At 66.1% G+C, this 20500-nt stretch carries 20 protein-coding genes; 11 read left to right on the forward strand and 9 right to left on the reverse strand.

The annotated features are described in order from the left end of the window. Positions 1–18 precede the first annotated feature (18 nt). Positions 19–603, reverse strand: coding sequence for a TetR/AcrR family transcriptional regulator (locus AB0N24_RS13950; RefSeq protein WP_364125127.1), 585 nt, complete (start codon positions 601–603; stop codon positions 19–21). A gap of 68 nt (positions 604–671) precedes the next feature. On the opposite strand from AB0N24_RS13950, the gene AB0N24_RS13955 reads away from it, so the two are divergent. Then, a complete protein-coding gene (locus AB0N24_RS13955; protein ID WP_364125130.1) occupies positions 672–1613 on the forward strand; it encodes a hypothetical protein in 942 nt (313 codons plus the stop codon). A 48-nt stretch (positions 1614–1661) separates the two neighbouring features. Beyond that, entirely contained in the window at positions 1662–3773 is a 2112-nt protein-coding gene (pta, locus tag AB0N24_RS13960) for a phosphate acetyltransferase (protein WP_364125133.1), read from the forward strand. Between the two features lie 58 nt (positions 3774–3831). On the opposite strand, the gene AB0N24_RS13965 is transcribed toward pta, so the two are convergent. Continuing rightward, positions 3832–4080: a hypothetical protein gene (locus AB0N24_RS13965; protein WP_364125136.1), complete on the reverse strand. Its 249-nt coding sequence runs from the start codon at positions 4078–4080 to the stop codon at positions 3832–3834. 168 nt (positions 4081–4248) lie between these two features. Here AB0N24_RS13965 and AB0N24_RS13970 point away from each other — a divergent pair, with 168 nt between their 5' ends. From AB0N24_RS13970 to AB0N24_RS13985, 4 genes are read left to right on the forward strand one after another with little or no spacing between them, the layout of a single operon-like run. Beyond that, a complete protein-coding gene (locus AB0N24_RS13970) occupies positions 4249–4575 on the forward strand; it encodes a winged helix-turn-helix domain-containing protein (protein ID WP_364125139.1) in 327 nt (108 codons plus the stop codon). Beyond that, complete coding sequence (locus AB0N24_RS13975; protein WP_364125142.1) at positions 4572–5342, forward strand: cation transporter; 771 nt, start codon at positions 4572–4574, stop codon at positions 5340–5342. The genes AB0N24_RS13970 and AB0N24_RS13975 overlap by 4 nt, the downstream gene beginning before the upstream one ends. Positions 5343–5345: 3 nt before the next feature. Continuing rightward, positions 5346–6269 (forward strand): cation diffusion facilitator family transporter, encoded by a 924-nt coding sequence (locus AB0N24_RS13980; RefSeq protein ID WP_364125144.1) that lies wholly within the window; start codon positions 5346–5348, stop codon positions 6267–6269. Further along, entirely contained in the window at positions 6269–6961 is a 693-nt protein-coding gene (locus AB0N24_RS13985) for a thioredoxin domain-containing protein (RefSeq protein ID WP_364125147.1), read from the forward strand. The genes AB0N24_RS13980 and AB0N24_RS13985 overlap by 1 nt, the downstream gene beginning before the upstream one ends. 53 nt (positions 6962–7014) lie before the next feature. On the opposite strand, the gene AB0N24_RS13990 is transcribed toward AB0N24_RS13985, so the two are convergent. Together AB0N24_RS13990 and AB0N24_RS13995 are read right to left on the reverse strand one after the other, a co-directional pair. After that, positions 7015–8265: an Nramp family divalent metal transporter gene (locus AB0N24_RS13990; protein WP_364125149.1), complete on the reverse strand. Its 1251-nt coding sequence runs from the start codon at positions 8263–8265 to the stop codon at positions 7015–7017. 156 nt (positions 8266–8421) lie between these two features. Next, positions 8422–8889 carry a hypothetical protein gene (locus AB0N24_RS13995; RefSeq protein ID WP_364125152.1) on the reverse strand — a complete coding sequence of 156 codons (468 nt, stop codon included), beginning with the start codon at positions 8887–8889 and terminating at the stop codon, positions 8422–8424. A gap of 187 nt (positions 8890–9076) precedes the next feature. Between AB0N24_RS13995 and AB0N24_RS14000 the strand changes: the two genes are divergently transcribed. The 3 genes from AB0N24_RS14000 (at position 9077) to AB0N24_RS14010 (ending at position 12997) form a co-directional block, all read left to right on the forward strand. Then, entirely contained in the window at positions 9077–10243 is a 1167-nt protein-coding gene (locus tag AB0N24_RS14000; RefSeq protein ID WP_364125155.1) for an acetate kinase, read from the forward strand. Positions 10244–10798: 555 nt separating this feature from the next. Then, positions 10799–12247: a glycosyltransferase family 2 protein gene (locus AB0N24_RS14005; RefSeq protein ID WP_364125158.1), complete on the forward strand. Its 1449-nt coding sequence runs from the start codon at positions 10799–10801 to the stop codon at positions 12245–12247. Between the two features lie 192 nt (positions 12248–12439). Then, positions 12440–12997, forward strand: a complete 558-nt coding sequence (locus AB0N24_RS14010; protein WP_364125160.1) for a GNAT family protein — start codon at positions 12440–12442, stop codon at positions 12995–12997. Between the two features lie 97 nt (positions 12998–13094). Here AB0N24_RS14010 and AB0N24_RS14015 read toward each other — a convergent pair whose 3' ends face one another. Next, positions 13095–15314 (reverse strand): S9 family peptidase, encoded by a 2220-nt coding sequence (locus AB0N24_RS14015; protein WP_364125163.1) that lies wholly within the window; start codon positions 15312–15314, stop codon positions 13095–13097. 515 nt (positions 15315–15829) lie between these two features. On the opposite strand from AB0N24_RS14015, the gene AB0N24_RS14020 reads away from it, so the two are divergent. Further along, positions 15830–16174 carry a hypothetical protein gene (locus tag AB0N24_RS14020; RefSeq protein ID WP_364125166.1) on the forward strand — a complete coding sequence of 115 codons (345 nt, stop codon included), beginning with the start codon at positions 15830–15832 and terminating at the stop codon, positions 16172–16174. 171 nt (positions 16175–16345) lie between these two features. On the opposite strand, the gene AB0N24_RS14025 is transcribed toward AB0N24_RS14020, so the two are convergent. The 3 genes from AB0N24_RS14025 to AB0N24_RS14035 all read right to left on the reverse strand — a co-directional run bounded on the left by AB0N24_RS14025 (position 16346) and on the right by AB0N24_RS14035 (position 18614). Next, on the reverse strand, positions 16346–16717 hold the full coding sequence (locus AB0N24_RS14025) for a response regulator (protein ID WP_364125169.1): 372 nt from the start codon (positions 16715–16717) through the stop codon (positions 16346–16348). A 70-nt stretch (positions 16718–16787) separates the two neighbouring features. Further along, a complete protein-coding gene (locus tag AB0N24_RS14030; RefSeq protein ID WP_364125171.1) occupies positions 16788–17936 on the reverse strand; it encodes an LCP family protein in 1149 nt (382 codons plus the stop codon). A gap of 51 nt (positions 17937–17987) precedes the next feature. Then, the gene (locus AB0N24_RS14035) at positions 17988–18614 is read right to left on the reverse strand and encodes a low molecular weight phosphatase family protein (RefSeq protein ID WP_364125173.1); all 627 of its coding nucleotides are present in this window, start codon (positions 18612–18614) and stop codon (positions 17988–17990) included. A 243-nt stretch (positions 18615–18857) separates the two neighbouring features. Between AB0N24_RS14035 and AB0N24_RS14040 the strand changes: the two genes are divergently transcribed. Then, positions 18858–19511, forward strand: a complete 654-nt coding sequence (locus AB0N24_RS14040) for a hypothetical protein (protein WP_364125175.1) — start codon at positions 18858–18860, stop codon at positions 19509–19511. A 53-nt stretch (positions 19512–19564) separates the two neighbouring features. Here AB0N24_RS14040 and AB0N24_RS14045 read toward each other — a convergent pair. Beyond that, a partial coding sequence (locus AB0N24_RS14045; RefSeq protein ID WP_364125178.1) for a DUF222 domain-containing protein occupies positions 19565–20500 on the reverse strand: 936 nt, incomplete at its 5' end.

The following is a 20500-nucleotide window of genomic DNA, read 5'->3' on the forward strand; positions in this document are numbered from 1 at the left end:
GCGGATCATCCCGCTGGACTACGGCTCGTCCGGCAGGCGTGCGATCCCGGTGCTCGCAGCACGGACGGCATCGTCGATCCACAGTGGGATCGCTTCCCCAATCATCGGGCGGATCAGGCCGATGGGTGCCTCGCGGCAGGCGAGAGCAACGATGCTGAGCCCGCGCGGCGTCGCCCGGCCGTAGCGCGCAAGGGTAAGCCGATTCAGGGTTTCGCCGACAGGGGCGTTGAGGTTCTCCAAGTCCACCAGCAAGCCGGGCGGGGGGTCCTGCATGAGGTCGTTGTACCGATACGCGGTCATCATCCGGGCGTCCAAGGGGTTCTCGCGGCAGAAGCGCGGGATGAGCAGGGCAGTCTCTACGATTGCTTCGACCGGATCGCCGGCACTAACGCGCTCCAATTCCCGGTGGAAACGCCTAATGGAGCGAATCCAGGCCGAGGCGAAGAGCGCCTCCCGGGAGCGGAAGCGGTGATAGATGGAACCGGACGGAGCACCGAGCCTGGCAGTGACGTGAGCGACCGTCGCTGAGCGCCAGTGCTCGTGCACGGCGTGCATGGCCGCATCGAGGATTTGCTCTCGGGTATATGAAGTGGGCGTTGGCATTTCCGTCATTCTATGGCATCTTGGAGACCAGCATCTAGAGAACTGTCTCTAACCTTTGGGGGGAAGAAATGGTGCTGTCAAAACAAAGCTGGCGGATCGTGGCCTTCTGGGGCGTAGTAGCCTCGGTCGCTCCTTATGCTGTGGTGAAGATTGCGTGGCTGGCCGGCTCTCAGGTGGGCATGCGGCCGGGCACCGGCGTGGGCGAGATGGATACGCCACGCTTCGTCATCGGAAACATCCTCACAACCGGCTTGGACCTGTCCGCTGTGGTGCTGGCCCTGGCGCTGATTCAACCGTGGGGACGGCGCCTGCCCGCGTGGTCCGTCATCGTCGTCGCCGGTGCTGCCACTGGCTTGCTCGCACCCATCCTCATCGGCGTTCCCCTGGGTAGTGCGCTTCAGTTGGCAATCGAAGGCAGCGTGACGTCCGGAGGTGAAGGAAACCTCGAGGGCTGGATGTTTGCGATCATTTACGGCGGTTTTGGCCTAATGGCCGTCGTACTGGCGATATTGCTGGCCCTGTACGCAGACGACCGCTGGGGCGACCTCATCGCTACAGGGCCGCGACCTCCTGCGCACGCCGTGGTGACGGTCTTCTGCGGAATTGGAATGCTTTGGTTTGCTGCGGCGATGGCCTACTGGGGCGTTTTCGGACCGGGAACTACCGGGCCGGCCGCAATGAGCTCGGTCGCGCAGCGAACGGTCCTTATCGTCACCGCGCTCGCCGCGGCGGGAGGGTTCCTTGCTCCGCTCCTGGCTCGGGGTTCGGCATCCCGCGCACTGCCCGCAGCGCTGGTGACGTGGATTGGTTGCGCTACAACGGCATTGCAAGGTCCCACCGGACTTCTGTTGGCACATGACGGGCAGGTGTCGCCGATTGGCGTCGCCCTGGCGGCCGTCGCAACACCATCCGCAATAGTCTACGGTTTGGCAGTGCTGAGCAGCACGCTGCGCCGATACCGCCAAGCCTCCGAGAAAGCGGGCCGGATCGCCCCCGCCGCCAACAGATGAAAGTATGGAGGGACGGAGCACCACCACGTCACAACCTAAGGGCGGATCATGGCCAAGGGGATATACGTCAGCGCGACCACACCGGGATCCGGGAAGTCGCTCATAGCGCTGGGTCTGGCGGACACGCTGCACCGGCACGCGGACCGCATCGGCTTCTTCAAACCGGTGGTCCACGGCAACGACGCCGCGGCGGACCCCATGGTGGCCCTGATGAAGGCCCGGTTCGACCTTGACGACGACCGCTGCCGCGGCGGCCTGACGTTTACCGAGGTCCGCGGCCTGCTGGCCGAAGGAAACCGGGCGGAGATCGACGCCCGCTGCGTGGAGATCTTTGCCGAAATGTCACGCCACTGCGATGTGGTGATCGTGGAGGGAACGGACCTCACCGGCCAGGACGCCGCCGTCGAATTCGACCTCAACGCGCGCCTCGCGAACAATCTGGCCGCCCCGATTGTGGCGGTGGTGGGCGCGAAGGGGCTTACCGTCGCCGAGGCGGCTGACGCCGTCGAGGTTGCCCGCAAGGAGCTGGCGGCGGAACGCTGCAGCCTGCTGGCCATCATGGTGAACCGCGCCGACCCGGAGGACGTGGACGGGATCGTCGCCGCCGTGAAGCCCGGTGCCTCGGGCCGGCCGGTGTACGTCTTCCCGGAGCTGGAGGACATTGCCCGGCCCACCACGGGCGAGGTGGCCACGGCCCTGGGGATCCGCCAGGTGGCCGGCCGGCCGGACATGGAACGCGACGTCCACTCCATCAAGGTGGCGGCCATGAGTGTGGCCAACTTCCTGCACGTGCTCGACGACGGCGCGCTGGTGATCGTCCCGGGTGACCGTGCGGACGTGATGGTCGCGTGCCTGGCGTCGTCGTTCTCGCCGGAGTTCCCGGTTCCGTCTGCGCTGATCCTCACCGGCGGCCTGGCCCCGGACCCCAACATCTACTCGCTGCTGGCGCAGGCGCCGTTCCCCGTGTTCGCGGCCCCGGACGATACCTACACCACGGCCAAGCGCGTGTCCGAGGTCCGCAGCGAAATCTGGTCCGGGCACCGCCGCAAGGTGGCTTCCGCCGTCGGGCTGTGGGCTAAGCGCGTGGACGAGGCCGAGCTGGTGGAGCGCCTGCACCTGCCGCGGCTGGAGCGGATGACGCCGCTGCGGTTCCTGCACGATCTGATTGAGCGGGCCAGGCTGCAGCGCCGCCACATCGTGCTGCCCGAGGGGAACGACGTGCGGATCCTGCGCGCCGCGGAAATCCTGCACCGGCGGGACGTCTGCGACCTCACCATCCTGGGCAACGAGTCGGATGTCCGTGAGCTGGCCTCCACCCAGGGGATCGACCTTTCCGGCATGAACATCGTGGACCCGGCCACGTCGGAGCTGCGCCAGCAGTTTGCCGAGAAATACGCGGAGCTTCGCTCGCACAAGGGCGTGGACCTTGCCCGGGCCCTGGAGGTCATGCTGGACGGCAGCTACTTCGGCACCATGATGGTGCAGCTGGGCGTGGTGGACGGCATGGTGTCCGGTGCCGCGCACACCACCGCCCACACCATCCGCCCTGCACTGGAGTTCGTGAAGACCCGCGACGGCGTGAAGATCGTTTCCTCAGTGTTCCTGATGCTGATGCCGGACCGGGTGCTGGTGTACGGCGACTGCGCGGTCAACCCGGACCCGAACGCCGAGCAGCTGGCGGACATTGCCCTGGCCTCGGCCGAGACCGCCACGCAGTTCGGCGTTGACCCGCGGGTGGCCATGCTGTCCTACTCCACCGGCGGGTCCGGGACCGGCGAGGCCGTGGACAAAGTCCGGCAGGCCACCGAAGTGGTGAAGGCCCGCCGCCCCGACCTCGCCGTCGAGGGTCCCATCCAGTACGACGCCGCCGTGGACGCCGCCATCGCCCAGTCCAAGATGCCGGGCTCGTCCGTCGCCGGACAGGCCACGGTGTTCATCTTCCCGGACCTCAACACGGGCAATAACACCTACAAGGCGGTGCAGCAATCCTCGGGAGCGGTCGCCGTCGGGCCTGTCCTGCAGGGGCTCCGCAAGCCCGTGAACGACCTGTCCCGTGGCTGCACCGTGGAGGACATTGTGAACACGGTGGCCATCACCGCCGTGCAGGCGCAGTCCGTGGAGCCCGCCGCGGCGCCGGAACCCGCGGCCGCACACGCGTAGCCCCGGGGTTTCCGGCGACCGGCGCCGGTACGGGCGCCGGCGTCGGCCAGATGCCCGGCTAGCTGTTTTCGGGCTCCGCCGGGCTGTCGGGGTCTTCCTGCTTGGCCGGCTCGTCGGCCAGGCCCTCCGGCGTGAGGTCCAGCTCTTCCGGATTCTCGGGCGGCTCCGGGGCCTCGCCCACCTCGGCTGCCTTGACGTTACCGGTGTCGTCCAGGGCGGGGTTGGCACCCTCGACGCCGGTGGGATCCGGCTTCTTGGCCCCGGTGCCCGGCTCGTTGCTGTCCGCTCGGGAAGTGCTATCAGTCATGGCAAAGTCCTCCGTGCGTTGTCCAACTGGTCCGCCGACTCTAGGCTCCCGCCGGACCTTTCGCAACGGCGTGGGTTTCCCACCATCGTCTGGGGCAGACAGCCTGAGATATGCCCCGTTCGGTAATACAGGTTTGTGTGAGTACATCGACAGATGTACTTTGGTGGAATGGAAACGCTCACCAAGGCCCCCGTGCTGGCCCGGTTCGGCTACGCTGTCTCGGACCCTACGCGCGCCCGGATCCTCCTGGCCCTCTCAGACGCCCCGTCCTATCCTTCGGATCTGGCCGACTCCCTGGGCGTGTCCCGGCAGAGCATGTCCAATCACCTGACGTGCCTGCGCGGCTGCGGGCTCGTGGTCGCTGTCCCGGACGGCCGCCGTAGTCGGTATGAACTCGCGGACGCCCGGCTGGGCCACGCGATCAGGGACCTGATCGGTGTCGTCCTCGCGGTGGATCCGTCCTGCTGCGCCCCGGACGGGGAGTGCTTCGCATGACGGCCCTGGTTCACAAGCCGAGCCCGGAACGCCGTGCGGTACTGAGCCTCAGGATCCGGCTGTTCGCTGCCGCGACCATCACCTATAACCTCGTCGAGGCGGTGGTGGCCCTCTGGGCCGGCGGCGTCGCGGACTCCTCCGCCCTGATCGGCTTCGGACTGGATTCGGTCATCGAGGTCGCGTCCGCGCTGGCGTTGTCCTGGCAGTTTTCCGCAACGGACCCGGAACGGCGTGAGCATCTGACGCTGCGGATCATCGCGGTGTCCTTCTTCGCCCTCGCGGCGTTCGTCACCGTCGACGCGGTCAGGTCCCTCACCGGAGGAGGAGAGGCCCAGCACTCCACGCCCGGGATGGTGATTGCGGCCCTGAGCCTTGCCGTCATGCCGGTCCTGTCCTGGGCGCAGCGCCGCGCGGGCCGGGAACTTGGCTCCAAGACGGCGGTCGCGGACTCAAAGCAGACATTGCTGTGCACATATCTCTCCGCAGTGCTGCTGGCGGGGCTTGTCCTGAATAGCACGCTGGGATGGTGGTGGGCGGATGCCGGCGCCGCACTGGTGATCGCGGCGATCGCCATCCGGGAAGGCATCAACGCCTGGCGCGGCGATGTCTGCTGCACGGTCCCCAACACCGCCGGCACTGCCAATAGCGCAGGCACTGCCCCCGCCGCCGACACGGCCCCCGGCGCCGACACGGACGGCTGCTGTGCCGGGTGTGAATCCGGGGAGCGGCCGCAGGCCCTGACACTGAACACCCACAGGAAGGTCTGACCCATGGGCAGCGGGCACGACCACTCACACGGTGCCGCCGGTGCCGCCAGTCAGCGCGGCAAACTGGTCATCGTCTTCGGCATCACCTTCGCGGTGATGGTCGCCGAAATCATCGGCTCCGTCCTGACCGGAAGCCTGGCGCTGCTGGCGGACGCAGGGCACATGTTCACCGACTCGGCCGGGCTGCTCATCGCACTGATCGCGGCATCGCTGGCTTTGAAGCCTGCCACCTTGAAGCGGACGTGGGGGTACAAGCGCGCCGAAATCATCGCCGCCGCCGGGCAGGCGGCCCTGCTGCTGGGCGTGGGCGGATTCGTCATCGTCGAAGGCATCCGGCGGCTCTTCGACCCCCCGGAAGTCGGCGGGTCCACCATGCTGTGGTTCGGCATCATCGGCCTGGCCGGCAACGCCATCGGCCTGATCGTGCTGGCCTCGGGCCGGAACCACAACTTCAATATGAAGGCAGCCTTCCTCGAGGTCCTCAACGACGCCCTTGGGTCGGTCGCCGTCATCGTCGCGGCGGTCGTCATCGCGCTCACCGGCTGGACGCGGGCCGATGCCGTCGTGTCCCTGCTGATCGGCACGCTGATCATTCCCCGCACCCTGAAGCTGCTCCGGGACACCACCGACGTGCTAATGGAAAGCGTGCCCCGCGGCCTGGACCTGGGCAAGGTCCGCGAACACATCCTGGCCCTGCCGCACGTCATCGACGTGCACGACCTGCACGCCTCCCTCGTCGCCTCCGGAACACCGGTGCTCTCCGCCCACGTCACCGTCCAGGACCCGTGCATGAGGGACGGCCACGCCGCGACCATCCTGGCGGACCTGCAGCACTGCGTCGCGGAACACTTCGATGTCAGCGTCGAACACTCCACTTTCCAGATAGAACCTGCCGCCCACCGCGACCAGGAAAGCATGCCCCACTAATGACACCAGCACCATCCACGCCCGCGAACACCACCGACCCCGCCCGGAAAGTCCGCTTGGTCCTATGGATCCTGATGGCAGTTGTCGTCGTCGGCGGCCTGATCTGGTACGCGGTATTCACGGCCACCAAACCGACCCCGGAGGCCGTGCAGCCTGCGGTCAATGCAGAGCTCGTCAGGGAGGACAGCCACCGGGTCACGAACCCGGCCACCGAAAAGGCGCAGCTCGTTGAATTCCTGGACTTTGAGTGTGAGTCCTGCCGCGTGGCGGTGCCGCTGGTGGAGGAACTGAAGAAGGACTACGGTGACCGGGTCACCTTCGTGAACCGCTACTTTCCCCTACCCGGGCACCGGAACTCCGGCACTGCCGCCCTCGCCGTCGAGGCCGCCGCCCAGCAGGGAAAATACGAACGGATGTACACCAAGATGTTCGAAACCCAGCCGCAGTGGGGCGAAAAGCAGGATTCCCAGGCGGCCCTGTTCCGCACCTTCGCCCAAGAGCTCGGTCTGGACCTGGGCAAATACGATGCCGCCGTCGCCGATGAGGCAACCAAGGACCGGATCCGCAAAGACGTTGCCGACGGTACCGCCTTGGGTGTCACCGGCACTCCCACGTTCTTCCTTAACGGCGAAAAACTGACACTGGACTCGGAGGAACAATTCCGGCAGTTGCTTGATGACGCCGCAAAATAGTCCGAGCCCGCCCAACGGCAATGCCCGGGCGATAAGGTGCGGGCGGCGCCTTGTTAGGACTGCCCACTAATCGTCAGCACGATCAGGACGCAGTTCAGGCCAACGATCAACGTTGCGCTGGTCCAGCCGGCGATCTTCAGCGCCGTGGAGTCTTTGTGGATTCCCATGACGTCCCGATTTCCGGTCAGCCGGATCAGCGGAATCAGGGCGAACGGTATCCCGAAGCTGAGCAGAACCTGACTCAGCACCAGGGCGAGGGTCGGCTCAATGCCTGCGCCGAGAATGACCAGGGCCGGTATCAGCGTAATCACCCGCCGGGTCAGCAGCGGCACCCGGATCTTGAGCAGGCCGCCCATGATCGTCGCCCCCGCGTAACAGCCCACCGAGGTGGAGGCCAGACCTGAAGCCAACAGCCCGATCGCAAACACCACGCCGATCACGGGGCCAAGGGCTGACGTCACGGCGGCGTGGGCTCCGGCAATGGTGTCCGTTCCCTCGATGCCCCGCAGGCTGGACGCGGCCAGCAGGAGCATGGCGATGTTCACGACACCGGCCAGCATCAGGGCTCCGGCCACATCGAAGCGCGTGGCACGGATCAACCGGGTCCTTACGGCAGGGTCCTCGGAGAAACCGTGCCTGTCCCGGGCCAGGGCAGAGTGCAGGTAGATCGCGTGCGGCATCACCGTCGCGCCGAGCATGCTGGCCGCGAGCAGGACCGTGTCCGTCCCCTCGAAACGGGGCACAAGACCTGACAGCGCGCCGCCGGCGTCCGGGGGATTGACGAAAAGCCCGGACACGAACCCGACAGCGATAATCCCGAGCAGGATCAGGATCGCGTATTCGAAGGATCTCTGGCCGCGGGCGGACTGCAGTGCCAGCAGCAGCATGGACGCGAGCCCGATGATGAGGCCGCCGGCCAGCAAGGGAAGCCCGAAGAGCAGGTTCAGGGCAACGGCACCGCCGATGACTTCTGCCATGTCCGTGGCCCCGGCCACCACTTCAGCCTGGACCCAGTACAGCCGCCGCCGGCGGGTGCCAAGGCGTTTGCCAAGAATTTCCGGGAGGCTGAGCCCCGTCGCCAGACCAAGCTTGGCCGACTGGTACTGCACCAGGACCGCCATGGCATTCGCGGCCACCAGCACCCAGACCAGCAGATAGCCGTAGTTCGCGCCGGCCGTGAGATTCGCCGCGACATTTCCCGGATCCACATACGCAATGGCGGCGACAAAGGCCGGCCCCATCAGCAGCAGCCGCGACCAACGCCCGTTCGTGGCGGGGCGGGCCGGAAGAGTTGTGGTGGTCATCGTTGTTCCTCGTCATCGGGGTCCTGTTAGGACGAGGATAGCGTTAATTTAGGCGTGCCGAAAAGTTACGTTTCGGGCGGCCAGTGCGGATGGCTGCCGGTCTCAGCCGCCGCGGCAGAGGCCGCCCGTAAGAGACGGGGTCCGGGTTCGCCGGCTTCAGGCCGACGGGGCGCTGGTCCGCCGTCCGGAGCGGTACCGTGCGACCGCTCCAGCGAGGGCACCGGCGGCCATAAGCACCACCGCCCCGACACCGACATTGAACAGCACAGCGGACCAGGTAGACAGGGCAGCCGACGCTTGGGCAGCCGTCACGATCGTCGCCCAGTATCCGAGCGTTGAGGCGATCCAGAGGGCGCCGGCAACTGCGGTCAGCCACGACCACGGCGAGAACCAGCGCTCGCCGAGCCTGTAGGACAACGCGATGGCCACCGCCACCGCCCCGGCCACTGCCACGGCCTGAAGACCGAACAGATACGGACCGGCGACCAAACCCACCGGAATGCAGAGGCCCCCGATGAGGGCAAGGCGCCTGGCTCCCAACGGCATCCCCGCCGTACCGGCGGTTGGGGTTTCTGCAGGAGGCAGACCGTGGCCTGCAATGTCGGCTGGTTTGGTCGTAGTCATGTGTCCTTAAGGGTTGGGGTTGGCCAGCCTCCGCCTGCAGCGGGAGAAAGCCGTGTCCCGCCTGGGAGCACAACGCGAAGGGCCCGGCCCCCAGAGACGTTACAGCAACCCCGCAGATCCCGGTGGCCGTCCACGCTACGATCGAACTTCCACCGACCACCGCAGCAGCCAAGGCTTAGGAGGCCCAGTGCTCGTCCTCGTCATCAACTCCGGTTCGTCCTCGCTCAAATACCAGGTGCGCGATGTGGAATCCCACAGCGTCCTCACCGAGGGGCTGATCGAGAAGATCGGCATGGGCAACGGCGGCGAAGGCGACGGCGAGATCGAGGGCCCGCGTGACCACGCGGAGGCCCTGGAGCAGGTGGATGCCGCCATCCACGAGGTGCTGGGCGACCGGAAGCTGGACGCCGTCGGCCACCGCGTGGTGCACGGCGGCGAGCGGTTCGGCGAGCCCGTGCTGATCGATAACGAGATCACCCGCGCCATCGAGCGGCTCAACCCGCTGGCGCCGCTGCACAACCCCGCCAACGTGCTGGGCATCCGCGCCATCGCCAGGAAGTGGCCGGACATGCCGCAGGTTGCCGTGTTCGACACCGCCTTCCACCGGACCCTGCCCGAGCACGCCTGGCGCTACGCGGTGCCGGACTCGCTGTACACCAACCACGGGATCCGCCGCTACGGCTTCCACGGCACCTCGCACGAGTACGTGGCCAACCAGGCGGCGGCGCTGCTGGATCTGCCGGTGGAAGAGTTCGACGGCGTGATCGCCCACCTGGGGAACGGCGCCTCGGTCACGGCCATCCGCGGCGGAAAATCGGTGGACACGTCCATGGGCTTCACCCCGCTGGAGGGCCTGGTGATGGGCACCCGATCGGGCGACCTGGACCCGTCCATCCTCGTGTTCCTCGGCCGGGCCGGCTGGTCCACGGAGGACATCGATTCCCTGCTCAACCGTGAATCCGGGCTCAAGGGGCTCGCGGGAAACAATGACATGCGCACCGTGGTGGAGGCCTCCGAAGCCGGCGACGCCCGCGCTGCCACTGCGCTCGCCGTCGCGTCCTACCGGCTGGCCAAGTACATCGGCGGCTACCACGTGGCCGTGGGCGGGGCCAAGGCCCTCGTGTTCACCGCGGGCATCGGTGAGAACTCGCACCAGTTCCGCGCTTTGGTGGGGGAGAAGCTGGGTGCGCTGGGCATAGAGCTCGACGCCGGGCTGAACAGTGAGCGGTCCAAGGAACCTCGCGTGATTTCCACCGCGGAGTCACTCATCCCCGTCCTGGTGGTGCCCACGGACGAGGAGCGTGCGATCGCGGAGGCGACTGCCGCCGTCGTCGGTTCACCGGCTGCTTCATAGCGGCTGAAACAGGTAGTCCGCCCCATTTAAGCGAGTAGTCCCGCCCGGGTTTCCAGTGTCTCTGCCAAAAATGTCGGGTAGCGCTCACGGTGGACCCTGCCCCGCCGCTGTCCCTACCCTCTAAGCAAGCGGTTTCGTTCACGCGACGGCGGTCCCAACTGAGGGGGCCCGCCGTCGTTTCTTAACCGTCAATTTTGGTCAGCGACGCGGAACCTAAGGGGGTCTCACCGTGTCTAACTCTTTGCGTATCAAGATGTCATTGCCCCTCGCACCGCCGGGCAGGCATCCGGGAGGCTGGCGCACTTCAACGTGGGCACAGCACTGGCTAAGCCTCCACAGGCACCGCGCACAGTGGACGGCCGTGCCGCTACTCCGCGGCTAGACGCCTTCAAAGCCTAAAACGCACCGCTCCTGATTACCCCCTGCCTGATGCGGCCAGGTCCCGGCATCACGCCGCGCTGATTTGTCCTGCCCAAAATCGGGCTGGCAGGGGCACAACACCAGAACTCCGCCGGCGCCGCGCCGGACCAAAACCAGCCATCTGAAGGAAGAGCTATGTCAACACTCGAAGAGGGGATTTCGGCCCCGCGGATCGCAGTAGGGTCTGGATTCCGAACGAGATTTCATTTTGACCGTCCGGGGAAGGTCCTTGAGCCTGTCCGCGACTGGAGCCTGGGATTCGTAACGGGGCACCGCACCAGGATTGTCCTGTGCATGACGCTGGCGATCGTTGGCCTCTATTTGCTCCAGGATTTCCTGTGGCCGGTGGCGGTGAAACCTGTGTCCTTCGCAGACAGTCTGTGGGGATCCGCCAGTGTTGTGTGGCTCGGCGCCGTCATCCCCGGGTTGCTGGGACTGTTGGGGGCTCTGTCGTTCCGGCACCCGGCCCACCTGGACGCGGTGGCACCAATCAGTCAGCTGGTGGTGTTCCGCATAGTCACCCGCGGCACAAACCGGGAGGCGGTGGCCAGCACCATCCGGAGGTGCGCTACCGAAATGGAAAGAACCCCGCTCTTCCGCTACCTCGTTGAAATCGTCATCGAGGATGACCCCGGAGTCGGTGATCTTCCCCAGGGCGACACCATCAGGTACCTGGTCATCCCCCGCAATTACGCAACGCCAAATACTTCCCTTTATAAAGCCCGCGCACTGCAGTTCGCCCTCGAAAGTTCCCACATTCCGGAGGACGCGTGGCTGGTTCACCTCGACGAGGAAACGCAACCCACGTCCTCCGGCATAAAGGGCATAGCCCAGATGATCCGGGAAGAAGAGGAAAGCGGCCGGCTGCGCGCGGGCCAGGGAGCCCTCCTCTACCACCGGGACTGGAAGAAGCACCCGTTCCTGACCCTGGCGGACAATGTGCGCACCGGCGACGACTTTGCCCGCTTCCACTTCCAGCACAAGCTGGGCCGGACGGTCTTTGGCCTGCACGGCAGCTACATCGTGGTCCGCAACGACGTGGAGAAGGCCATCGGCTTCGATTTCGGACCCCACGGGTCCATCACCGAGGATGCCTTCTGGGCCCTCAAACTCATGGAAGCAGGCGGGCGGGCGCGGTGGGTTGACGGGTACCTTGAAGAGCAGTCGACACAAAGCGTAGGTGACTTTCTCAGGCAGCGGCGGCGCTGGTACCAGGGCCTGATGAAGGTTGCGGTCCACGCCCCCGTGAAGCTGAGGTGGCGCGTGGCCATCGGCGCCAACACTATGCTCTGGACGCTCGCTCCGTTCGCCGTTTTGTACACTATCTGTCACTTCTTCTATGGCTTCGAGATTCAGCCTTGGGTGCGGGCCTTGGCCAACTTCTCCTTCGCTTCTTTTGTGACCCTGTATCTCACGGGGTTGAAGGCGAACCTCGACGAGCACGGGATAACGGGTTGGCTTGCTCGAAGCGCGTGGACCGCAGTCCAGGTTGTCCTGCTGCCGGTGTTCAGTGCAATGGAAGCGACGGCCGTCATGATGGCGCTCCTTAAGCCCGTCAATGGATTCCACGTTGTGAAGAAGTAATGCACAAGGCCGTCTCGCGGAGGCGACTGCCGCCGTCGTCGGTTCACCGGCTGCTTCGTAATTTCGCTGGCTACGGCCGCCCGTTTGCCAATAGTGGTCGCTATGAACCTGGAATAGCGGCCACTATCGGCAAATCGTGGTGCCAGGCGCCGCCCCAAATGGGAGGACCATGGGAGACGGTACGCTCGAACCATGCCGGATATCAGACTCCCCATCCGCACCGAACGCCTGGTCCTGCGCCGCTTCGAGGCCGCCGACCTCGATGCCTTCCATGCGTACCACTCGCTGCCCGGCACCGCGCGGTTCCTGCCCGGCGCGGCCAAGACCTATACGCAGTGCATGGAACGCGTGGGCCACTACGCCAACTTTGTGTTCGACAAGGAGGGCGACTGGGTGGCGCTGGCCATTGAGGCTGCGGACTCGCCCGGCCTGATCGGCGAAGTGGTGCTCAAGTGGCTTCCCGGTCATGGCCAGGGCGAGGTGGGCTGGAGCCTGGCTCCCGGTGCGCGGGGCCACGGCTACGCCACCGAGGCTGCCGAGGCCGTGCTGAGGCTTGGGTTCGAGGGCCTGGACTTCCACCGGATCGACGCCAAGCTGGATGCGCTCAACACCGCGTCGGCCGCCATCTGTGAACGGCTGGGCATGCGCCTCGAGGCCAAACACGTGGACAAATGGCGGTACAAGGGCGAATGGGCCACGGAAGTTATCTACGCCATGCTCCGCGACGAATGGACCGCCCGGTCGCGGTGACCGGGGTGATGGCCCCGAAAATCCCATCCATTGCTCCGTAACCGCCCTTCTGGGAGTCCAAAAGGGCGGCTACGGAGCAATCGATGGGGGAAAGAACCTACTTCAGCCCGGCCCCCGGCAGCAGTTCCACGGCACCTACGGAGTCGGCCACGAAGGCGTAGTCCCAGGCCCGCTCGCGCCACTGGACGTACCGGCCGGACGCTCCGCCATGGCCACCGTCCATCTCGATCTTCATCACGATCGGCTCAGCCCCGGTGGAAACAGACCGCAGGGCCTGCACCCACTTGGCCGGCTCTACGTATAGCACGCGCGTGTCGTTGAACGAGGTCACCGCGGCGATCTTCGGGTACGGCAGGGCGCCAACATTTTCGTACGGCGTGTAGGACTTCATGTACGCGTACACCTCGGGGTCCGTGATCGGGTTGCCCCATTCCTCCCATTCGAGGGCGGACAGCGGCAGCTCCGGATCCAGGATGGTGGTCAGCGCGTCCACGAACGGCACGGCGGCCACGATGGCGGCGTACTTCTCCGGTGCCAGGTTGGCCACGGCGCCCATCAGCAGCCCGCCGGCGGATCCGCCCATGGCCGCGATCCGCGTCGGTGCAACCCACCCTGAGTCAGCCAGCCAGTCCGTGGCGGCGACGAAGTCCGTGAAGGTGTTCTTCTTGTGGAGCTTCTTGCCGTCCTCGTACCAGTGCCGGCCCAGCTCGCCGCCGCCGCGGATGTGTGCGATCACGAACACGATGCCGCGGTCCAGCAGCGACAGCCGCGGGATACCGAAGCCCGGGTCCATGCTCAGCTCGTAGGAGCCGTACCCGTACACCAGGCCCGCCGCGGAGGAATCCCGGGCCACCGAGGCGTGCCGCAGCACCGAAAGAGGAACGCGGGTGCCGTCGGCCGCCGTCGCCCATTCACGGGTCGCCACGTAGTCGGCGGAGGAATAGCCGCCCAGCACCGGACTCTCCTTGCGGAGCAGCAGTTCGCCGGCCGGCAAAGCAGGCGTGGGCAGCACAAAGTCGTACACGCGCGACGGCGTGAAGTAGGACGTGTAGCCCATCCGGATCACGGGCGCCTCGTAGTCGGAGCCCGCCACACCGGCCGTGTACAGCTCCTCGTCGAACGCGGGCTCCACCGGATCGCCCTGCGCGGGCGTGCCCAGGCCGGCCAGCGCCAGCACTTGGACGCGCTCAATGGTGTCCTTGCGGACGGACACAATCACGTGCGTGGAGGTGACCCCCGCGCCGTTGACGCGCACCTGGTCGGAATGCCCGACGACGGTGGTCCACTCCTGCTCGGCCAGCGGCTTGGTGAGCTCGGCCGGGTCCACCAGCGAGACCATGGAGTTGATGGCGTCCCGGTTGTGCGTCACGAGGATCTTTTCAGCGCCATCCAGGAGGAACGGCTCGGCCTCGTACAGGACATGTTCGTCGCGGGAGATCACGGTGGCGAGTCCGGCGTCGTAATCATCAAAGCGGAGCAGCCGCGTTTCGCTGTACTCCGAGCAGCCGATGCTCAGCACCAGGTGGCGCCGGTCCGAGGAGAGGTCGAAGCCGAGCCACATGGCGACGTCGTCCTCCTGGTAAATCACCTCATCGTCGGTGACCGGCGTGCCCAGCACGTGGGACTTCACCTGGTAGGGGCGCCAGGCGTCGTCCACCACGGTGTAAAACAGGCGGGTGCCGTCGGGGGAGAAGGAGACCCCGTAGAAGATGTTCTCGATGACGTCCGGCAGCATCTCCCCGGTGCGCAGGTCCTTGAAGCGCAGCGTGAAGCGTTCGTCGCCCGCGTTGTCCACGGCGTAGGCGTAAAGGTTGCCGTCCACGGTCACGGCGGTCCCGCCCACTGCGAAGAACGGCTTGCCTTCGGCCTCCACGTTGCAGTCCAGCAGGACTTCTTCACCGGAAAGTTCGACGCCGGCCTCCACCGCCGGCGGTGTCCAGTCGGCCACCGGGTCTCCGGTGTCCTGCGCCTTGACCCGGCACTGGATGCCGTATTCCTTGCCTTCGACGGAGCGGGTGTAGTACCACCAACCGTCCTTGCGGTTCGGAACGGACAAGTCTGTCTCCTGCGTGCGTCCCTTGATTTCCTGGAAGATCGCTTCGCGGAGCGGTTCCTGGTGGGCGGTGACGGTCTCCTGGTAGGCGTTCTCGGCCTTGAGGTGCTCCACCACTTCCGCGGAGTCCTTGGCGCGCAGCCATTCGTAGTTGTCCACGAACGTGTCGCCGTGGTGGATCCGTTCCGTGGGGACCTTCCGGGCTACGGGGGCGGCGGCCGCTGGGGTGTTGTCGGCTGGGTGCTGCACTGAAGTCTCGGTCATTGACTCAATATATAAAGCTATTCCGCTGCGGGCACCCGCGTTCGCTACAGGGGGATAGAGTGGTCCGCTTTCGCCGTGCGTAGCGCCCTGCACACAGCGTCACTTCTGCAACTTAAAGACAAGTAGCCGTCACTCAAGATCGGAATGGCGGCTGTAAATAGTCTTTAGGAGTCGGTCGACGGACATCCCGGTCCCCCTGGGAAGGCCCCGCCAGACCGATACTTGGCCCGGACAATATTTCCGGATCACGTTGAGCTGGGCCGGTGGTGACAAGCCTTCTGAGACCGAGGCTTCCCCAGGCGCCGCCGGCCCTTAGCTCACGTGAATTGCCCCAGCCCACGCCCCGGCGGCGAATACGGCGGCCCATTACCCCACCGCGCAGCAGGGTTCAACAACCCGCGCCGTTCGTAACGCCACTCTGTCCTGATGTGACGCCGAGTGTTGCGTACGTCACATCTGGCCCATAGTCTGAATGCGGTCGCAGCGTCGCGGCCATGCATGAATAGGGGATTCACTTGAACGACAAGCTCAAGGTTTTAGTCCGGCTCGACCTCGATTGTGGAGAAGCAGAAGTAGCAGCCCAAGGGCATGTGACGGCCCAAAGCCTCCAGGCCCTGTACGTAGTCGTAAAGCGCGCCAACCACCTGAAAGAAGGACTCCACCTCGTTGTGGATGTCAGCCACGCACGTGTCGAACCAGCTGCAATGGAGCAGCTGCAGGCATGTTCGAAATCGCACCACCTACCGGCCTCGATTGACCCGCTCCAGTCGGAATGCAACATCAGCGTCCTGGCTCCCGCGTCACTGGGCTCCGGGACGTCAACCGGAGTCAGGAGCCGGGCCATGAGCCTCGCCGCCTAAGCGGCGGGCGCCCGGCAACACTCACCCGGCAGGTACCCCCACCGGCAACACTCACGACGGCGGCGCTCGCCGCGGCGTGGACCGCCCGGCAGGACTCCATCACCTTGCACCACGGACCAGCTGTGTAGGCACCTAATCGCCTGCAGGTGGTTATGGCGTGGTGCGCCCCGGCTAGTTCGCCGGGGCGAGGGTGTGGACCAGATCCTGCAGGTCGCGCAGCCGGAAGGGTTTGGTGAGGTACGCGCTCGCGCCCGATTCCAAGGCGGCGAGCCTGTCCACGGGTTCGGCGCGGGCTGAGATCACCAGGATCGGTGCACGTGAAACACCGCGGAGTGCCTGCAGCAGGTCGGTGCCCCCGAGGTCGTGCAGGGCCACGTCCACCGTGACCAGCTCAAGGTTCTTGTCCTCAGCCACGGCATTGATGCCGGCAGCTCCGGTCGACTCGGTTTTCACGTTGAAGCCGGCCCGGGACAGGGCAAGGGAAAGGAGGCTCCGGATGTCCGGATCCTCCTCAATCACCACGCAGTGTGCGTGCATCCCCATCAGCTCCCCAGCCCCTGCAGTTGGCCCTTAGTTTACGCCCTGCACGCCTGTGGAGGCCGATTGTGAACGCTCAATTACCGCCCTCTAATCCGTTGGCCGCCACATAGTCCGCCAGGCTGCCGTTTGCGAGTGCCGCGGACACGGCGGCCACCGCGGCGGGGTTCTGGAAAACGATCGACTGCCCGGTGGTGCTGGTGCCGAGACCGCCGTCGGGCAGCCTGAAGAAAGTGGCGTCTTCCGGCCCCACCCCGCGCAGGCCGAAGGCCAGCCGCACGAGCGTCTCCGGAGTGAGGCCCGGGTCTACCAGCACAAACGGACGGAGGGTGTTGACCAGCAGCATCGCCGTCGCAGGATTGCCCAGCGTACCCTCGCTCATGAACTTGCCGATGAACGCCTTGAGGAACGTTTGCTGGTTGCGGATCCGCTGGAAGTCGCCGTCCACAAAGGCGTAGCGCTCCCGCACGAATTGCAGGGCCTGGCCGCCGTCGAGGTGGTTAATGCCGGGCGGGAAGTAGTGGCCCGAGTCGGTGCCCGAGGTGAAGGGAACGGTGACGTTCACATCCACGCCGCCCAGGGCGTTGGTGGCATCCCACAGCCCCTTGAAGTCCACCATCACGGCGTGGTCGATGTGGGTGTTGAACAGCGTCTCCACGGTGCGGACCATCAGCGGGGTGCCGCCCAGCTCCAGCCCGGCGTTGATCTTCGCGTCGCCGTAGCCGGGGATGTTCACCCACAGGTCGCGCATGAGGGAAATGCCGTAGACCTTCTGCCGGTCGGCGGGGATGTGGATCAGCATCAGCACGTCCGCGCGCTGGTCGGCCGGACTTCCGGCGGCGGCCTGGGCTTCCTCGGCCCGGAAGTCCCCGCGGCTGTCACTGCCGATCAGCAGGATGTTCAGGGCGACGGGCGGCGGTTCAGGTGCCGGCGGCGGCGTCGGAGCGGGGGCGGGTGCTGCGGCCGTTTCGGACGGGGCCTCCGTAGACGGCGGCGCAGTGGCGCCTTCCGCCGTCGCAGCCCCGCTGGCGGTGGGGGCGGGCGCTCCGCCGCGTCCCACCTGCGAAAATGCGTAGGCGGTGCTGCCCAAAGCGATCACCAGGACCATCGCCAGAACCGCTTTGAGCCAGGTGGGCTGCCGGCGCAGCCAGGTGGGAAGCCATACGGAACTTCCCCGGGGCGGCTTGTTCTCAGCCGCCCCTTCCGGATCAGACTGGTTGTCCATAACCGGACGGTACCACCGCGGACACCGAAAAGAACGACGCCGAAGGTCCTGTTATGTGGGCGTGTTGAGCCGGGCGTAGCGGAGTATGGTGAGGATGGCCGGGGCCAGTTCGTCTTCCATCTGGCGGTAGACCTCGGGGCCCCGTTTGTAGGGGTCGATCACTTCGTTGTCGGCGCTGTCGGCCGCGAGGGCGAGGTGCCGGACGGAGGCGAGGCGGGCGGACAGCCCGCGCCAGAGCGTGCCGGCGTCGGACGCTTTTTCGGGGGCGGCGCCGGCGCCGGAGGACTCAGCGGCCGCATCGCGTTCCTCAAGTGCCTCCAGCATGCGGGCGAATTCACGGATGGTGAACGTGCGCTTGAGCAGGGAGGCGTCCAGCTGCAGCACCTCGCCGCGGTGCTTGGACGTCATGGTCAGGACGATGTCCGTGTCGCGGAGGATCTTGGCGGTCAGCTGCCGGGCGGCGAACGCCTTGTCCGTGCCGCCGTACATCCGGACGATGTCCGCGGAGAGCGGCTGGATGGGGCTGCCCACCATGGCGCGGGTGCCGGCGCTGCGCACCTCGAAGCCGCCGGGCAGGACCTGGTCCAGGCCGGCCTGCAGCAGGCGTTCGGCCACGGGGGAGCGGCAGATGTTTCCCGTGCAGACTGTCAGGATCCGTACGGGCATTGGCGATTCCACGGCGAGGGCTCTTTCCGGAGTTGCTGGCAGATCGGTGCGATCCCGGATATTCAACTTAACACGCAGGGCACCCCGGGCCCGGGGTCGAATCGCCCAGATGAATCAGCAGATATTGACCGAACCTTGCGGCTCGGTTGAGGCAACCTAGAGGCTCAGTGTGCACAGTGGAGTCACCGGTAAAACCGGCCACAGCAGCTGGGCGGTCCGTCGCGGATCCCCAACCGAATGTACGGGGGGACGAAGATGTCAGAGCTCGCATATCGCGCCACGGAACCTGCCGAAGCGACCCGCACGGTGGTGTGGGGCGGCGCATGGTCCGTTCCGGCCATGCCGGCCGTCATGACCGCCGCACCGGCCTCGACCGCACCGGACTCGAGCACGCCGGCCTCGGCAACGACGGCTTCCGCAACGACGGCTTCCGCCGCGCTGGTTTCAGGTATTCGAGCCATTCCTTCGAACACGCATCCCAATGAGGCTGGCCACCTGCGGCCCGCGGTCAAGGTGCCCGTCACGCTCAGCATGCGGGGACTCGGCGAACTCTCCGGTTCTCTGAGCGTTCAACTGACCATGAGTCCGGTCGCGCCGGTCGCATCGGTTTTGCAGGGACGCCGGCTGGCGTCGGTCACCGGCGGCCTGTCATTGACATTTTCGTCCATAGGTATGGACGCCGCCAGCGTCTCGACTGCGCATGACCTCAGGAGTGGCACGTTCACGGCGGATCTCATATACGCCGCTACCGCGGGCCTCACGCAGGTGGACTTCGCGATCGACGGCTACTCATACTGCGGCGGGAACAACGAACACCGCGACTTCTCGGTGACCGCAGTGATCACTTTCCAGGAGCATGGGAAGCAGACCCCGACAGTTCTGGCTTCCAGCTCCCTCATCAGTCTCTAGAGCAGCGCCAGTCTCTAAAGCAGCGCCAGTCTGTAAAGCAGCGCCCGAAATTTTCAGCATTTGAAGTAGGTGTTTTGCCGGGGTTTTTGGCGTGGGTCGATGTGTGGTGGCGGGATGAACCAGGGGACCCCGGTTTTGACCTGGATTTGCCACTGCTCCTTATGGATCAAATGGTGGTGATGGGAGCACAGCAGGGTTCCGTTGTCCGTGCTCGTGCTCCCGCCATGCGACCAGTAGGTGATGTGGTGCGCTTCGCACCAGGGCGCCGGGATGGTGCAGCCGGGGAAGGCGCAGCCCTGATCGCGGGCGGTGATGGCTTTGCGGATGTGGGGCGGGAAGACCCTGGTGGTGCGGCCGATGTCCAGGACGCGTCCCTGGCTGCCGAGCAGGACCGGGATGATATCTGCATCGCAGGCGATCTTCCGGACCATGGAAGCGTTGACCGGCCCGGTGAACGTGAACGAGCCCGTGCCCGTTTCTGTGCCAGAGGCAGTGCTGCTCCCAGTGCCGGTTCCTGAGTTTCCGGTGCCCGTGTTGAGGCGGTCCAGCAGGTGGCGGTAGTCGATGGTAACCATGACCTGGGGCCGGAGCCCTCCCGCGGCGGGCAGCGCATCGGTGGTGAGGGCTGTTTTGCAGGCGCCGACCAAGCCGTCGAGGAGCCGCTGCTGCCGGGTCCGCCGGTCCAGGTCAGCATCAGGTAGGCCGCCGCCGGTCCCGTCGTAGCTGACCCCGACGCCGTTTCCGCTGTTGTCTGCGTCGCTGTCAGCAACCGCCCCTGCCTGGGTGTGGGGGTTGGTGGCGGTGTTCATCACGGCCAGGAGGGGTTCGCATTGGTCCGGGGTCGCGAAGATTTCGATGTGCTGCAGGCCGCGGCGGGCCTGCCGGAGGAACACGCCCTGGCGGCGGCGGAGTTCTTCCTCCGACGGTTCGGACCCGTCCTGGTCGATCCCCTCGATCCAGCGCCGGGCGACCCGGGACAGCAGATCGGC

It is taken from the genome of Arthrobacter sp. NPDC093128, assembly GCF_040683875.1.
GTDB lineage: Bacteria > Actinomycetota > Actinomycetes > Actinomycetales > Micrococcaceae > Arthrobacter.

What these genes read in the sequence shown, in the direction of transcription:
- AB0N24_RS13950 (WP_364125127.1), bottom strand. Translation starts at nt 603, where the DNA reads ATGCCAACGCCCACTTCATATACCCGAGAGCAAATCCTCGATGCGGCC.
- AB0N24_RS13955 (WP_364125130.1), top strand. Translation starts at nt 672, where the DNA reads ATGGTGCTGTCAAAACAAAGCTGGCGGATCGTGGCCTTCTGGGGCGTA.
- pta (WP_364125133.1), top strand. Translation starts at nt 1,662, where the DNA reads ATGGCCAAGGGGATATACGTCAGCGCGACCACACCGGGATCCGGGAAG.
- AB0N24_RS13965 (WP_364125136.1), bottom strand. Translation starts at nt 4,080, where the DNA reads ATGACTGATAGCACTTCCCGAGCGGACAGCAACGAGCCGGGCACCGGG.
- AB0N24_RS13970 (WP_364125139.1), top strand. Translation starts at nt 4,249, where the DNA reads ATGGAAACGCTCACCAAGGCCCCCGTGCTGGCCCGGTTCGGCTACGCT.
- AB0N24_RS13975 (WP_364125142.1), top strand. Translation starts at nt 4,572, where the DNA reads ATGACGGCCCTGGTTCACAAGCCGAGCCCGGAACGCCGTGCGGTACTG.
- AB0N24_RS13980 (WP_364125144.1), top strand. Translation starts at nt 5,346, where the DNA reads ATGGGCAGCGGGCACGACCACTCACACGGTGCCGCCGGTGCCGCCAGT.
- AB0N24_RS13985 (WP_364125147.1), top strand. Translation starts at nt 6,269, where the DNA reads ATGACACCAGCACCATCCACGCCCGCGAACACCACCGACCCCGCCCGG.
- AB0N24_RS13990 (WP_364125149.1), bottom strand. Translation starts at nt 8,265, where the DNA reads ATGACCACCACAACTCTTCCGGCCCGCCCCGCCACGAACGGGCGTTGG.
- AB0N24_RS13995 (WP_364125152.1), bottom strand. Translation starts at nt 8,889, where the DNA reads ATGACTACGACCAAACCAGCCGACATTGCAGGCCACGGTCTGCCTCCT.
- AB0N24_RS14005 (WP_364125158.1), top strand. Translation starts at nt 10,799, where the DNA reads ATGTCAACACTCGAAGAGGGGATTTCGGCCCCGCGGATCGCAGTAGGG.
- AB0N24_RS14010 (WP_364125160.1), top strand. Translation starts at nt 12,440, where the DNA reads ATGCCGGATATCAGACTCCCCATCCGCACCGAACGCCTGGTCCTGCGC.
- AB0N24_RS14015 (WP_364125163.1), bottom strand. Translation starts at nt 15,314, where the DNA reads ATGACCGAGACTTCAGTGCAGCACCCAGCCGACAACACCCCAGCGGCC.
- AB0N24_RS14025 (WP_364125169.1), bottom strand. Translation starts at nt 16,717, where the DNA reads ATGGGGATGCACGCACACTGCGTGGTGATTGAGGAGGATCCGGACATC.
- AB0N24_RS14030 (WP_364125171.1), bottom strand. Translation starts at nt 17,936, where the DNA reads ATGGACAACCAGTCTGATCCGGAAGGGGCGGCTGAGAACAAGCCGCCC.
- AB0N24_RS14040 (WP_364125175.1), top strand. Translation starts at nt 18,858, where the DNA reads ATGTCAGAGCTCGCATATCGCGCCACGGAACCTGCCGAAGCGACCCGC.